The sequence below is a fragment of the Modestobacter sp. VKM Ac-2985 genome, assembly GCF_026967925.1.
Taxonomy (GTDB): domain Bacteria; phylum Actinomycetota; class Actinomycetes; order Mycobacteriales; family Geodermatophilaceae; genus Modestobacter.
On sequence record NZ_JAPVBI010000001.1, the window covers coordinates 208,256 to 222,112 of the forward strand.

Consider the following 13,857-nt stretch of genomic DNA (forward strand, 5'->3'; position numbering starts at 1 on the left):
CTCAGTCGATCCGCACGTCCAGCTGGCGGGCGAGTCGGCGCACGCCGTCCTCCAGCATGGCCAGGGTGGCGACCGTGGTCGCGTGCTCCGGTCCGTGCGCCTCGCCGGGCTCCGCGCCGAGCACCTGCCGGCGGTGCGAGAGCACCAGCACCCGGCCGGCCACGAGGAACAGCCCGGCCGCCAGGCGGCTGAGCACGTCGACCGCTGCGCCGTCCGGCTGGCCCGATGCCGAGAGCGCTGCCGCGAAGGCCGTGGCCACCCGCCCGCCGGCCTGCTCGACCAGGGTCCGCTCGCGTTCCTGCAGGCTGGGGGTCCGCGCCAGGGCCTCCAGGTAGTGGCGGCTCTCCGGCCGCGACTCCTGCTCGAGCAGCTGGTGGAGGTCCCGCTCCACGAAGTCGCGCAGGGCGGCGAGCGGGCCGGTGCCGTCCGGTCGGGCCGCGACGGCGGCGGCGACCCCCTCGACCCACGGCGTCCGGCCGTCGAAGAAGAGTGCTTCCTTGCTCTCGAAGTGGTTGAAGACGGTCTGCACCGCGACGTCGGCGGCGGTGGCGACGTCGGCGATGGTCACCGCGTCGAAGTCGCGCTCGGTGAACAGGCGCTGCGCCGCCGCGCGGATCTCCGCCCGGGTCTGCGCCTTCCGGCGTTCCCGGCGCCCCCCTGCGGCCGTGTCCACGGTGGTCAATGTAGAGCGCTGCTCACCGTGTCCGTGGCTGCGAGAGCCGGCCGGGTGCTGTTCGGGGATGGCACTGGGTGCCACCCGGCGTCGGACCCCTTAGCGTGGGCCCCGTCACGTTCGAGGCGGGGAGACGGTGGATGAGGACGCACGGTGCGGTGCTGCGGGGTCCCGGCGACTGGGAGGTCGCGGAGCTGGAGCTGGTCGACCCCGGACCGGGGCAGGTGCTGGTCGAGATGGCCTACGCGGGCCTGTGCCACTCCGACGAGCACCTGCGCTTCGAGAGCCAGCGCTACCCGATCGTCGGCGGGCACGAGGGCGCCGGCGTCGTCCAGGCCGTCGGGACCGGCGTCGCCGGCCTGCAGCCCGGCGACCACGTGGTCACCTCCTTCCTGCCGGCGTGCGGCCACTGCCGCTGGTGCGCCACCGGCCGCTCCAACCTCTGCGACCTCGGCGCGACCATCGGCACCGGGCAGCTGCCGGACGGGACCTGGCCGTTCCGGCTGGACGGCGAGGAGCTCGGCGGCTTCTGCATGGTCGGTGCCTTCGCCCAGCACTCGGTGCTGTCCCAGTTCTCCTGCGTCAAGATCGAGCCGCACCTGCCCCTGGACGTCGCCGCGCTGATGGCCTGCAGCGTCCCGACCGGCTGGGGGTCCGCGGTGAACGCCGGGCCGGTGCGCCAGGGCGACGTCGTGGTGGTCGTCGGCACCGGCGGGGTCGGCTGCAACGCGGTGCAGGGCGCGGCGATGGCCGGCGCGGGGGCCGTCGTCGCCGTCGACCCGGTCGCCTTCCGCCGCGAGTTCGCCCAGACCCTGGGCGCCACCCACGCGGTCGCGAGCACCGAGGAGGCGGCGGGCCTGGCGAAGCAGCTGTCCCGCGGCACCGGGGCCGACGTCGTCATCCTGGCCACCGGCACGACCAGCCCGGAGATCACCGGCGGCGCCTACCGCTGCCTGGGCAAGGGCGGCACGCTGGTGCTCACCGGCCTGGCCGACCACACGATGGCGACCACCGTCGCGCTGCCCGGGAACATCACCACCGTCTACGAGCAGCGGGTCCAGGGCGCGCTGTACGGGATGTGCAACGCCTACCGGGACATCCCGCGGCTGCTGCGGCTCTACGAGGACGGCGCGCTCGAGGTCGAGTCGCTGATCACGAAGCGCTACTCGCTGGACGAGGTCAACCAGGGTTACCAGGACCAGCGCGACGGCACGGTCATCCGCGGCGTCCTCCAGCACCAGCACTGAGCCACCCCTGAGCCACCAATGGCCATTTCGGTGGCTCAGGGGTGATCGTCCGGGCGGCTGGGCAGGGCATCGGGCATGGCTGAACCCACGATCGCCGTCATGGACGTCGACGGCACCCTCGTCGACTCGAACTACCAGCACGCCCTGGCCTGGTACCGGGCGCTCCGCTCGCTGGGGGAGACCTTCCCCGTCTGGCGCATCCACCGCCTGATCGGCATGGGTGGTGACCAGCTCGTCGCCGCCCTCGGCGGGGAGGAGGTCGAGCGGCGGATCGGTGACGAGGCCCGGGACAGGTGGGTGGCCGAGGTCGACCCGATGATCGACGAGATCACCCCGCTGCCCGGCGCCCGCGACCTGCTGGTGGCGATCAAGGAGCGCGGGCACCGGCTGGTGCTGGCCAGCTCGGGCAAGGCGAAGCACGTGGAGGTCTTCCTCGACCTCCTCGACGCCAGGGACCTCGCCGACGCCGTCACCGACAGCAGCGACGCCGAGTCCTCCAAGCCGGAGCCGGACCTGCTGCAGGTGGCGCGGCGCAAGCTCGACGCCGCTGACGACGCGCCCAGCGTGATGATCGGTGACTCGGTGTGGGACGTGGTGGCCGCCAAGAACGCCGGGATGCCGGCGATCGTCGTCCGCTCCGGTGGCTTCGGGGACGACGAGCTCCGCGACGCGGGTGCGGTGGGGATCTACGACACCCCGGCCGACCTCGCGGCCGCCCTGGACGACACCCCCCTCGCCTGAGAGGGCTGCCGCGGGAGGCACTGTGCGGTGTGGGCCCGTTCCCGGCCGGGAACGTGCCTTCATCGCACAGTGCTGGGGACGCTCCTCAGCCGACGACGCCGGCGCGGAGCGAGGCGTACTCGTCGACGGCGCACATCGGCGGCCGCTCGTCGACGGCGACGGTGTGGCTCTTCGGCACGAAGCCGCGGCCGTCGTGGGCGAACTGGGTGAGCAGCCCGCCCGGCTCGAGGCGGCGCCGGTCCGGCCGGCCCCGCTCGGCGCGGGACAGCACGGTGGAGACGATCTGGCCGGCCATCGTGCCCAGCGCCTCGTCGGTCTGGTGGGAGTGGGTGCGGGTGCCGAGGTCGACCTGGGCCAGCCCGTTGAGGCCGCAGACCTGCAGCAGGTCGACCAGCAGCCCGACCTCCACGCCGTAGCCGGAGACGAACGGCACCTGCTCCAGGGCCGAGCGCCGGCCGGCGTACTCGCCGCCCAGCGGCTGCACGAACCCGGCCAGCTCGGGCCACAGCGCGTTCAGCAGCGGCCGGGCGGTGAGCTCGGTGACCCGGCCGCCACCGGCCGGGCGGTGCTCGCCGTCCACGGACAGCGGGCGGGTGTAGCAGCCCTTGACGTACTCGACGCGCGGGTCGGTGAGCAGCGGCACGAGCAGCCCGGGCACGTAGTGGCTGACGTCGCCCAGCAGGTCGGAGTCGATGAAGACGATGAGGTCGCCGGTGGTGGCCGCGAGCGACTTCCACAGCGCCTCGCCCTTGCCCGGGCGGTCGCCCTGCATCGGCAGGACGTCGCCGGCCGCGACGACCTCGGCGCCGGCCGCCCGGGCGACCTCGGCGGTCGCGTCGGTGGAGTGGGAGTCGATGACGAGGAGCTCGTCGATGAGGGGGACGCCCTCGACCCAGCGCTCGGCCAGGTCGCGGACCAGGACCCCGACGGTGGCCTCTTCGTTCCGCGCCGGCAGGACGACGCTGATCCGGTGCCCGCCGCGGCGCTTGGCCAGCAGCAGGGCGTCGACGTCGATCTCGGCCAGCGAGGTGGCCGACGTGGTGCGGTGCTCGAACCAGGCGCGGGCGTCAGGTCGCATCGGCCCACTGTCGAGCACCACACCCACCTCCGGCACGTCGGCGGGGCGTCGTTCACATGAACTTCACGTTCCCCCTGGATCAGAGCCTGACTGCTGCCCGGGGACCCGGCAACTCACACGTGAGCGGCGGGGGCGGGCGGCTGCGCCGGGTGTCAGGGGGAGGTGCCCAGGGCGGGCAGGACCACCGGGGCCCCAGGGGCGGTGCGGGCCACCGTGGTCGCCGAGCCGGCGGCGGCGACCGCGGCCGCGAAGTCGCGGGGTGGTTCGACGAGCAGCGCCCGCATCCGGGCCCGCCACGGGTTGGGCAGTGAGGTCAGGCCGGCGACGGCGAAGGTGCCCCAGTGCACCGGGACGGCGACGCTCGGGCGGAGCAGCGCCACGGCCCGGGCCGCACCCGCCGGGTCCAGGTGGCCGGGGCCGAGCGAGGGGCCCCAGCCCCACACCGGCAGCAGGGCGACGTCCACGCCGTCCGCGCCGAGGTCGGCCATCCCGGGGAAGAGGTCGGTGTCGCCGGCGGCGTAGACGGTGACGCCGTCCCCGGAGAGCAGGTGCCCGATGGCCGGGGCGTGCGGGCCGTGGGTCAGCAGCGGCCCCCAGCGGTGGGCGGCGTGGTCGGCGGGGGTGGCGGTGACCGTGAGGCCGCCGTCGGTGAGGCTCTCGCCGGCCCCGAGCTCGGTGACGGCGGTGAAGCCGTGCCGGGTGAGCCACCGGCCGGCGCCGCGGGGGACCACGATCGGCGTGCTGCGGCCCAGCCGGCGCAGGGAGGGCAGGTGCAGGTGGTCGTTGTGCAGGTGCGAGACGACCACCAGGTCGACGCCGGCCCAGGCCTCCGGCTCCAGCCGGGGGACCACCCGCCGCAGCGGGCCCAGCCGGTGGGTGAGCAGCGGGTCGGTGAGCACCGTGCGGCCCGCCAGCTCGACCCGGACGGTCGAGTGGCCCAGGAAGCGCAGGGACGGCGCGGTCACCGGGTCAGTGTCGCGCCGACCACCCGCCCGGGCACGGGCAGTGGCGCGATCACCGCGGGACCGGGGTGGCGCAGCAGGTCGGCCACCTCCGCGGCGGTCAGGCCGGTCGGCAGCACCGGGCCGGTGACGGCGACCACGCCCTGCACGCGCAGCTCGTGGAGCAGTTCTCGGGAGGTGATGTCCTTGACCACCGTGGACACCTCGAAGTCGCGGGCGCTGCGGCCGATCGCGCCGAGCAGCTCCAGCGTCCGGTCGTGGTTGCCGCCGGCCGACAGGTCGCGGACGTCGACCATCACCATCTCCAGGGGCAGCCGGGCGAGCTGCGACCACAGGGTGGAGCCCATGCCGTAGTCGTCGAGCCCGAGCCGGACGCCGGTCCGGTGCACGGCGTGCAGCGCCGGGATGAGTGCTGCGGAGGAGGTCTGCAGCACCTCCTCGGTCACCAGGAGGGTGAGCCGGGGAGGAGCCAGGTCGGCCGCGGCGAGCGCCACGGCCACCTCGCCGGGCAGCTCGTCGGCCTGCACCAGCCCCGCGGGCAGGTCGACGGCGACGAGCAGCTGGTCGTCGAGGGCGACCACGTCGGTGCAGGCGCGGGTGATCAGCCACTGCTGCAGCGCGGCGGTGCAGCCCTGCCGTTCGGCGGCGGCCCACAGCTCGGCGGCGGGCAGCGTGCCGAGCTCGGGGTGCTCCCAGACCGGCTGGGCGTGCAGCGCGGCGAGGATCCCGGTGTCGCCGTTGGCGATGGTGTCGAAGCGGAGCTGGACCTCGCCGTCGGCCAGGGCGGTGGCGACCGAGCTGCTGGCCGCGGCCTGCGCCACCCGGTCCTCGGTGTGCAGCCGCCAGCAGCCCTTGCCGGCCCGCTTGGCGGCGCCGAGGGCGGCGTCGGCCTGACGGAAGGCGAGCTGACCGCCCCCGGGGTGGACCCGGCAGAGGCCCACGCTGGCGCCGACGGTGAACGTGCGGTCGCCGATCCGGCAGGGCCGGGCGAGCGCCTCGACCACCCGCTGGGCGGCCTCGACGGCGGCGTCCTCGGCCCCGGCCAGCAGCACGGCGAACTCGTCGCCGCCGAGGCGGGCGACCAGGTCGTCGGCGCGCAGCAGGCCCTGCAGCCGCCGGGCCACCTCGACCAGCAGCAGGTCGCCCGCCTCGTGGCCGGCGGAGTCGTTGACCGCCTTGAACCCGTCGAGGTCGAGCACCAGCAGGGAGCGCTCGCCGGTGGTCGCCGACCCGGTGGCCATCTCCTGGAAGAGCAGTGCGCGGTTGGGCAGCCGGGTGAGGTGGTCGGTGAACGCCATCCGCTCGAGCTCCCGCTCGCGGCGTTGCCGGGTGGTCACGTCCCGCAGGTGGAGCAGCCGCCGTCCGCTGCCGGGGCGCTCGTGGTGGCTGACCTCCAGCTCCCGACGCTCGCCCTCGGGGCCCTGCAGCCGCAGGTGGACCACGGGGGAGGTCCCGCCGGCCGCGGCGGTCAGCTCGCGGCGGACGCGGGAGCGGTCCTCCTCGTGCAGCAGGTCCAGCAGGGACGGGCGCAGGTCGGCCGCCGCGGCGATCCCGAGCAGGGTCCGGGCCGCCGGCGAGGTGAACTCGAGGCGGAGGTCGGCGTCGACGATCGCCACGCCGTCGGAGCTGGCCTCGACCAGGCCGCGGAAGTCCTCCTCGCTGCGGAGCAGGTCCTCCTCGATGCGGTCGCTGTCCCGGATCCGCATGAACAGCCGCGCCAGCAGCAGGAGGACCACCACGGCGGTGCAGGCGAGCGCGCCGTCGGAGAGGCGGAGGTCCACCAGCAGGGCGGTCACCAGGGTGAGCGGCACCCCGACCAGCGCCAGGACGTCGACGACCACGCCCGCCGAGTTCACGGTCGGGGTGGCGTCGGCGGGGGAGGGCCCGGCCGGGACGGCGCTGGCCAGCTGGACGGCGTGCACCCCGGTGACCAGCGCACCGGCGATCACGACGTCGGCTGCCGCGGACCACAGCCCGGTCGGCTGCACGAGGTGTGCGGCCAGCAACGCCGAGGCGAGACCCAGGAGGGCGGTCATCAGGATCACCGCGGTCGCCGGGCGCCGGAGTGCTGCGGCCGACACCGTGCACAGCGCCCCGACGACGCCCACGGCCACCGCGGGGTAGATGCCGTAGGCGAGGACGAAGGGCTGCAGGTCCGGCCGGATCGCTCCCGGCGTCAGCGCGGGGGCCAGCACCAGGACGTCGGCGACGACGACGAGGGCGAAGGCCACCATCACCCCGTCGACCACCAGGACCGGCCAGCGGGTGCCGCGGACCCGCGCGCCGATCAGCGCGGCGCTCACCGTCGGGACCAGCGCGGCGACGAGGAGGACGACGCCCGCGCCGAACCGGCCCTGCGCGCCCCCGACCCCCAGCCCGGTCACCAGGCTGGCGCACGCGAGGAGCAGGGAGCTGAGGCCCAGCAGCTGCCAGGGCAGCCGGTCCGGGCGGGCCATCCGCCGGGTCAGCCGGCTGCAGCGCCAGGCCGCCCAGGTCGCGACCGCGGTCAGCACCAGGTTGTCCCACTGCGGCACCGCCCCGGGCGGGCTGACCGGCACGGTGAGGGTCAGCGCGACCAGCGCGACCAGCAGCACCGGTGCCAGGTGCGGACGCCGGGCCCCGGTCACGTCGCCGGCCCGTCGTCCCCGGCCCGGAGCAGGCTGGGCAGGCCCGCGGCCGACGTGGGCACGGGTGCCCCACCGAGCCCGGGGAGCTGGGTGGTCAGCGCGGACCGGTCCAGCGGCCGGGCCAGCAGGTAGCCCTGGATGAACCGGTGGCCCATGTCGCGGAGCAGCTGCAGCTCGGTCGCCGTCTCGACGCCCTCCACCACCACGACCAGACCCAGGCTGGTGCCCAGGTGCAGCACGGAGCTGCACAGCGCCCGGCGCTGCGGGTCGGTCTCGACGTCGGCGAGGAACTGCCGGTCCATCTTCAGCACGTCGATCGGCAGGCCGACGAGGTAGGCCAGCGAGGACCAGCCGGTGCCGAAGTCGTCGACGGCGATCCGGACGCCCAGCCGCCGCAGGGCCGCCAGGTCGTCGGTCACGTGCTCGTCGTCCAGCAGCACCGACTCGGTGATCTCCAGGACCAGCCGGGAGGCGGCCAGCCCGCTGGACCCCAGGGCGTGCAGCACGTCGGCGACCAGCTCGCCGCTGCGCACGTGCCGCGCCGAGACGTTGACCGCCACCCCGAGGTCCGGGTGGGGGAGCGCGGCGACCGTGGCGGTGGCCTCGGCCAGCACCCACCGGCCCAGTTCGGTGATCAGCGCGGACTCCTCGGCCAGCGGCACGAACTCCGCCGGGGACACCTCGCCGTAGGTCGGGTGCCGCCAGCGCAGCAGCGCCTCGACCGAGACGGTGCGGTGCAGCGCCAGGTCGACGACCGGCTGGTACGCCAGCCGCAGCTGACCCTCGGCGAGTGCCCGGAGCAGGTCGGTGCGCAGCGTCTCCTCGCGGTGCTGGGTGATCCGGAGCGCGTCGGAGTGCCGGCGGACCCGGCCGGGGCCGGCGGCGCGGGCGCTGCGCAGCGCCAGGTCGCCCCAGCGCAGCGCCTCCCCGGCGTCCGCACCGGCGTCCAGGGACGTGACGCCGGCGGCGGCGGTCAGCCGCAGCGTGCCGCTGCCGGTGGACACCGGCTCGACGGCGGCGACCAGCCGGCCGGCGATGACCTCGGCGTCGGCCACCGTGCCGGAGACCAGGACGGCGAACTCGCTCGCCCCGGAGCGGGCCAGCCAGTCGTCGCCGCGCAGCGCCCGGGCGAACCGGGTGGTCAGCTCGCGCAGCACCGGGACGTCGTCGCCCGCGGGCAGACCGTCCACGCCCAGCACGACCAGGGAGGCGCTGCCGGCCGAGGGGGTGCCGGCCGCGGGGGCACGCAGGGCGGCGGCGAGCCGCTGGGTCAGCGCCGAGCGGTTGGGCAGGCCGGTGGTGGGGTCGCTGGTGCTGAAGGTCGGCAGGGGGTCGGCCGGCTGCGGGACGCTCGCGCTGACGTCGCGGCAGTAGAGCACCAGGGCGCCCACGTCGGGGTCGCCGCGCAGGTCGCGGACCTGGGACTGGATCAGCAGCCAGCGACCGTCGAGGTGCCGCACCCGCGCCGTCCGGGTCTTGGTCTCCGAGGGGTCGGCCGAGGTGGCGCTCAGCGCGGCGACCAGGCCCGGGGCGTCGTCCGGGTGGACGGCGGCGGCGATCGAGCGGCCGACGATGCGCTGCGGGTCCAGGCCGAGCAGCGCGGTGATGGCCGGGGAGACCCACTGCACCTGCAGCTGGTCGTCGAGGATCAGCACCGGGTCGGCGCTGCCGCGCACCAGCGTGCGGAAGTAGGCCTCGCTGCGCTGCAGGTCACGGGTGAGCCGCTGCTGGGTGCGCCAGGACACCGCCTGGTGGGCCAGCAGGGCGACCAGCCCGAGCGTGCCGAGCGTCGTTCCGAAGACGGTGAGGGTGCCGGTGACCGGGACGCTGAGCAGCAGCAGCGAGCCGCCGGCCAGCGCGGTGGCGTGCGGGAGCAGTGCGCCGAGGGTGGAGCCGGCCGCGTTCCCGCGGTCGGTGGTGGGCCGTGGCCGGTCGGCGCGGCAGGCGACCACGAGGAGGGCCATGCCGAGGACGCTGAGGGCGCAGGCCAGGTACTGGACCGGACCCGGCCCGGAGGCGATCGAGGAGCAGGCGCCGGCCAGTGCGGTGGCGACCTGCGAGGCGAAGAGCAGCCAGCCGACGGGGCGCTGGACGGCCGGGCAGATCGCGATGAACACCAGGGAGAAGCCGGTGCCGACGGCGATGCTGGACAGCAGGGCGAAGAGCGCGACCGTCTCGGACAGGGAGAGGAGCCCCTCCCGGCCGATGGTCAGGTGGTACAGCGTGTGCACGGTCAGCAGGTCGGCGAGCACGAACAGGACGAGCATCGTGGCGACCTGGGCCCGCGCGGCCCGCAGCGAGGCACGGTCGAGCATCCGGAGGATCGCGACGACCACCAGCAGGTGACCGGGGAGGCTGCCCAGTGCGGTCTGCCCCCAGGGCAGCACCGCCCCCGCGGCCAGCGCGCCGAGGGCGCTGACGCCCACCGAGACGACGTACCAGCGCCAGCCGGCCGGGTGGGCGCTCCGCCGCCCGGCGTGGGTGAGCAGGACCAGGGCACCGGCGACGGCCAGGAAGTTCGCCGTCACGGCGACGGTGACCGAGGTCGGGGCGGGCAGCAGGCCGGCGGAGAGGGTCGCGAGGGCGGCGAGGACGGCGAGGAGCAGTGGTCGGGTCAGCGTGCGGACGGCGGCCGGGCCGCCCCGCGTCGGAGCGACCACGGCCCGCGTCGGTGCGGTGAGGGCTCCGGAGGTCACGGGTCAGTTGTCGGGACCCGGGCCGCCGGACTGCAGGGGTGGCGGGGGCGACTCACCCGAAGGGGCGGGGGACCTCCTGTTCAGTGGCGCCGGTTCACCAGCGCAGGGGCTGGGTCGCCCGGGAGTCCGCGGTGCGGCAGACCCGGCAGTGACCCCAGGTGACGATCCGCAGCGGGCTGCTGGGCTCGCCGCACTCGGGGCACTCGACCATCGCCTCGGCGCCGGCGGGAGCTCCGGCGGCCGGCTGGGCGCGGCCCGCGTGGACGGTCGGGTCGCCGGCGCAGGGGCAGCCGAGGTCGGTCTCTGGACAGCGTGCGTGGTCGGTTGCGATGGGGCGCCTCCTGGTGTCCCCGATCACGCTACTCAGCTGCACCAGCCCCCCGCCCCCGAACACCACGTCGTCCGGCCGGGGGAGCCGGCGGGTCGTCCGCCGGCGTGCGACCCGCCGGACGCCTGAGCGCGCGCGTGGCGCGGACGGGTGGCAAGCTCTTCGGCGTGAAGACGTGGCTGGATGCATGGCCGGTGTTCCGGCAGCTGACGGGTCCTGATCCGCTGGGGCGCGGCAAGGCCGCCCGCAGCAAGGCGACCGAACAGGTGGTCAGCCGCACGGCCACCGCCGACAAGGTGGTGCAGACGGTCTGCCCGTACTGCGCGGTGGGCTGCGGCCAGCGGGTGTTCGTCAAGGACGAGCAGATCGTGCAGATCGAGGGCGACCCCGACTCGCCGATCAGCCGCGGGCGCCTGTGCCCCAAGGGCAGCGCGACCAAGCAGCTGGTCACCAGCCCGAGCCGGGTCACCACGGTCAAGTACCGCCGTCCGCACGGGACGGAGTGGGAGGACCTCGAGCTCGACACGGCGATGGAGATGATCGCCGACCGCGTGCTCGACGCCCGCCGCAAGGGCTGGCAGGACGAGGTCGACGGCCACGCCGTCAACCGCACGCTGGGCATCGCGAGCCTCGGCGGCGCGACGTTGGACAACGAAGAGAACTACCTGATGAAGAAGCTGTACAGCGCCATGGGCGCGGTGCAGATCGAGAACCAGGCCCGCATATAGCACTCTGCGACGGTCCCCGGTCTGGGGACCTCGTTCGGTCGTGGCGGCGCCACGAACTTCCAGCAGGACCTGGTGAACTCCGATTGCATCGTGATCGAGGGTTCGAACATGGCCGAGTGCCACCCGGTCGGCTTCCAGTGGGTCATGGAGGCCAAGGCGCGGGGCGCGAAGATCGTCCACATCGACCCGCGGTTCACCCGCACCAGTGCGCTCGCCGACCTGCACGTCCCGCTGCGCGCCGGCACCGACATCGCCTTCCTCGGTGGGCTGATCAAGTACGTCCTGGACAACGACCTGGACTTCCGCGAGTACGTCGTCGCCTACACCAACGCGGCGGCGATCCTGCGTGAGGACTTCCAGGACACCGAGGACCTCGACGGCCTGTTCTCCGGCTTCGACCCCGAGACCGGGCAGTACGACGAGACCACCTGGCAGTACGAGGGGGTGAACGTCCCGGCCTCGGCCGGTCAGCGCTCGCCCAGCCAGCCCGGTGGGTCGGCCTTCCGGGACGACGGCGACCGGCCCGACGACGCCGCGGACGACGGCACCGACGACGAGACCGAGGACGTCAAGGAGGCCGACCAGCAGCAGGGTGCCCAGGGGTCGGCCGACATCCACGGCAAGCCCATGCGGGACGAGACGCTGCAGCACCCGCGCTGCGTCTTCCAGGTGCTCAAGCGGCACTACGCCCGCTACACCCCCGAGATGGTCAGCGACATCTGCGGCATCGAGCCGGAGGTGTTCCTCAAGGTCGCCGAGTGGGTCACCGCCAACAGCAACCGCGAGCGGACGACGGCGTGGGTCTACTCGGTGGGCTGGACGCACCACACCGTGGGCGTGCAGTACATCCGGACGGCGGCGGTGCTGCAGGCGCTGCTGGGCAACATGGGCCGCCCGGGTGGCGGGATCCTGGCGCTGCGCGGCCACGCCAGCATCCAGGGCTCCACCGACATCCCGACGCTGTTCAACATCCTCCCGGGCTACATCCCGATGCCCCACGCCCAGCAGCACACCGACCTGGACAGCTTCTGCGCCTCCAGCGACGACCGGGTGGGCTTCTGGGGCAACATGCGCGCCTACACCACGAGCATGCTCAAGTCCTGGTGGGGCGACGCAGCGACGGCGGAGAACGACTTCGCGTTCAACTACCTGCCCAAGATCTCCGGTGACCACGGCACGTACACCACGGTCGCCGACATGATCGAGGGCAAGGTGCCCGGCTACTTCCTGGTGGGGGAGAACCCCGCGGTGGGCAGCGCGAACGGGCGCATGCAGCGCTTCGGGCTGGCCAACCTGGAGTGGCTCGTCGTCCGCGACCTGCAGATGATCGAGTCGGCGACGTTCTGGAAGACCGCCCCGGAGATCGAGACCGGGGAGCTGGTCACCGAGGACATCGCCACCGAGGTCTTCTTCATGCCCGCGGCCACGCACGTGGAGAAGGAGGGCACCTTCACCCAGACGCAGCGGCTGCTGCAGTGGCGGCACAAGGCGGTCGAGCCGCCGGCCGACTGCCGCAGCGACCTGTGGTTCTACTTCCACCTGGGCCGCAAGCTGCAGGAGCGGCTGGCCGGGTCCACCGACCCGCGCGACCGCCCGCTGCTGGACCTCGTCTGGGACTACCCGACGCACGGGGAGCACGACGAGCCCGACGCCGACGCCGTCCTGCGGGAGATCAACGGCTGGGGTCCGGACGGCGAGATGCTCTCGACCTACCTGGACATGAAGGACGACGGGTCGACCACCGGCGGCTGCTGGATCTACACCGGCGTCTACGCCGACGGGGTCAACCAGGCCGCCCGGCGCAAGCCCGGCCGGGAGCAGGACTGGGTGGCCGCCGAGTGGGGCTGGGCCTGGCCGTCGAACCGCCGGGTGCTCTACAACCGCGCGTCCGCCGACCCCGACGGCAAGCCGTGGAGCGAGCGGAAGGCCTTCGTCTGGTGGGACGAGGAGGCCGGGAAGTGGACCGGTCACGACGTCCCCGACTTCGAGGCGACCAAGCGGCCGGACTACGTGCCGCCGGAGGGCGCGGTCGCGCAGGCGGGCATCGGCGGTGCCGACCCGTTCGTCATGCAGGCCGACGGCAAGGCCTGGCTGTACGTGCCGGCGGGGCTGGCCGACGGCCCGATGCCGGCGCACTACGAGCCGGCTGAGTCGCCGGTGGAGAACGCGCTCTACGGCCAGCAGGCCAACCCGGGCCGGGAGGAGATCCACGCCGCCTACAATCGGGGCAACCCGCCGCGCAGCGAGGTCTACCCGTTCGCGATGATCACCTACCGGTTGACCGAGCACCACACCGCCGGGGCGATGAGCCGCACGCTGCCGTACCTGTCGGAGCTGCAGCCGGAGTTCTTCGTCGAGGTCAGCCCGCAGCTGGCCGAGACGCGCGGTCTGGAGAACGGCGGCTGGGCGACGCTGATCAGTGCCCGGGCGGCGATCGAGGCCCGGGTGCTGGTCACCGAGCGGATGCGGCCGATGAAGGTCAAGGGCGGCCAGGTCGTCGAGACGATCGGCATCCCGTACCACTGGGGTGAGCAGGGGCTGTCCACCGGCGACTCCGGCAACGACCTGTTCGGCGTGGTCATGGACCCCAACGTGCACATCCAGGAGTCCAAGGTCGCCACCTGCGACATCCAGCCCGGGCGGCGTCCGCGCGGCAAGGCGCTGGTGCAGTTCGTGGAGGACCACCGGATCCGGGCGGGCGTGCAGTCGGGGCTGATCCCCAGCGGCGGCCGGGTCCCGGTCGAGGAGGGGACGAGCTGATGCGGCACGTCCCGATG

The 13,857-nt window shown here is 74.3% G+C and carries 7 protein-coding genes and 1 pseudogene; 3 read left to right on the top strand and 5 right to left on the bottom strand.

The window, feature by feature from the left end:
- Position 1 precedes the first annotated feature (1 nt).
- Positions 2–673: a TetR/AcrR family transcriptional regulator gene (locus tag O2V61_RS00925; RefSeq protein ID WP_269181464.1), complete on the bottom strand. Its 672-nt coding sequence runs from the start codon at positions 671–673 to the stop codon at positions 2–4.
- A 140-nt stretch (positions 674–813) separates the two neighbouring features.
- On the opposite strand from O2V61_RS00925, the gene O2V61_RS00930 reads away from it, so the two are divergent.
- Entirely contained in the window at positions 814–1,920 is a 1,107-nt protein-coding gene (locus O2V61_RS00930; protein ID WP_269181465.1) for an NDMA-dependent alcohol dehydrogenase, read from the top strand.
- Positions 1,921–1,995: 75 nt separating this feature from the next.
- Positions 1,996–2,661, top strand: coding sequence for an HAD family hydrolase (locus O2V61_RS00935; RefSeq protein ID WP_269181466.1), 666 nt, complete (start codon positions 1,996–1,998; stop codon positions 2,659–2,661).
- A gap of 85 nt (positions 2,662–2,746) precedes the next feature.
- Here O2V61_RS00935 and O2V61_RS00940 read toward each other — a convergent pair whose 3' ends face one another.
- The 4 genes from O2V61_RS00940 to O2V61_RS00955 all read right to left on the bottom strand — a co-directional run bounded on the left by O2V61_RS00940 (position 2,747) and on the right by O2V61_RS00955 (position 10,024).
- Positions 2,747–3,739: a glucosyl-3-phosphoglycerate synthase gene (locus tag O2V61_RS00940; protein WP_269181467.1), complete on the bottom strand. Its 993-nt coding sequence runs from the start codon at positions 3,737–3,739 to the stop codon at positions 2,747–2,749.
- 152 nt (positions 3,740–3,891) lie between these two features.
- Positions 3,892–4,704 (bottom strand): MBL fold metallo-hydrolase, encoded by an 813-nt coding sequence (locus tag O2V61_RS00945; protein ID WP_269181468.1) that lies wholly within the window; start codon positions 4,702–4,704, stop codon positions 3,892–3,894.
- Complete coding sequence (locus tag O2V61_RS00950; RefSeq protein ID WP_269181469.1) at positions 4,701–7,328, bottom strand: diguanylate cyclase domain-containing protein; 2,628 nt, start codon at positions 7,326–7,328, stop codon at positions 4,701–4,703. The genes O2V61_RS00945 and O2V61_RS00950 overlap by 4 nt, the downstream gene beginning before the upstream one ends.
- On the bottom strand, positions 7,325–10,024 hold the full coding sequence (locus O2V61_RS00955) for a putative bifunctional diguanylate cyclase/phosphodiesterase (RefSeq protein WP_269181470.1): 2,700 nt from the start codon (positions 10,022–10,024) through the stop codon (positions 7,325–7,327). The genes O2V61_RS00950 and O2V61_RS00955 overlap by 4 nt, the downstream gene beginning before the upstream one ends.
- A 465-nt stretch (positions 10,025–10,489) precedes the next feature.
- Between O2V61_RS00955 and fdh the strand changes: the two are divergent.
- Positions 10,490–13,840, top strand: a pseudogene (gene fdh / locus O2V61_RS00960) (formate dehydrogenase).
- The last annotated feature ends 17 nt before the right edge of the window (positions 13,841–13,857 follow it).

Coding starts and splice junctions, on each gene's coding strand:
- O2V61_RS00930 (WP_269181465.1), top strand. CDS start 814: ATGAGGACGCACGGTGCGGTGCTGCGGGGTCCCGGCGACTGGGAGGTC.
- O2V61_RS00935 (WP_269181466.1), top strand. CDS start 1,996: ATGGCTGAACCCACGATCGCCGTCATGGACGTCGACGGCACCCTCGTC.
- O2V61_RS00940 (WP_269181467.1), bottom strand. CDS start 3,739: ATGCGACCTGACGCCCGCGCCTGGTTCGAGCACCGCACCACGTCGGCC.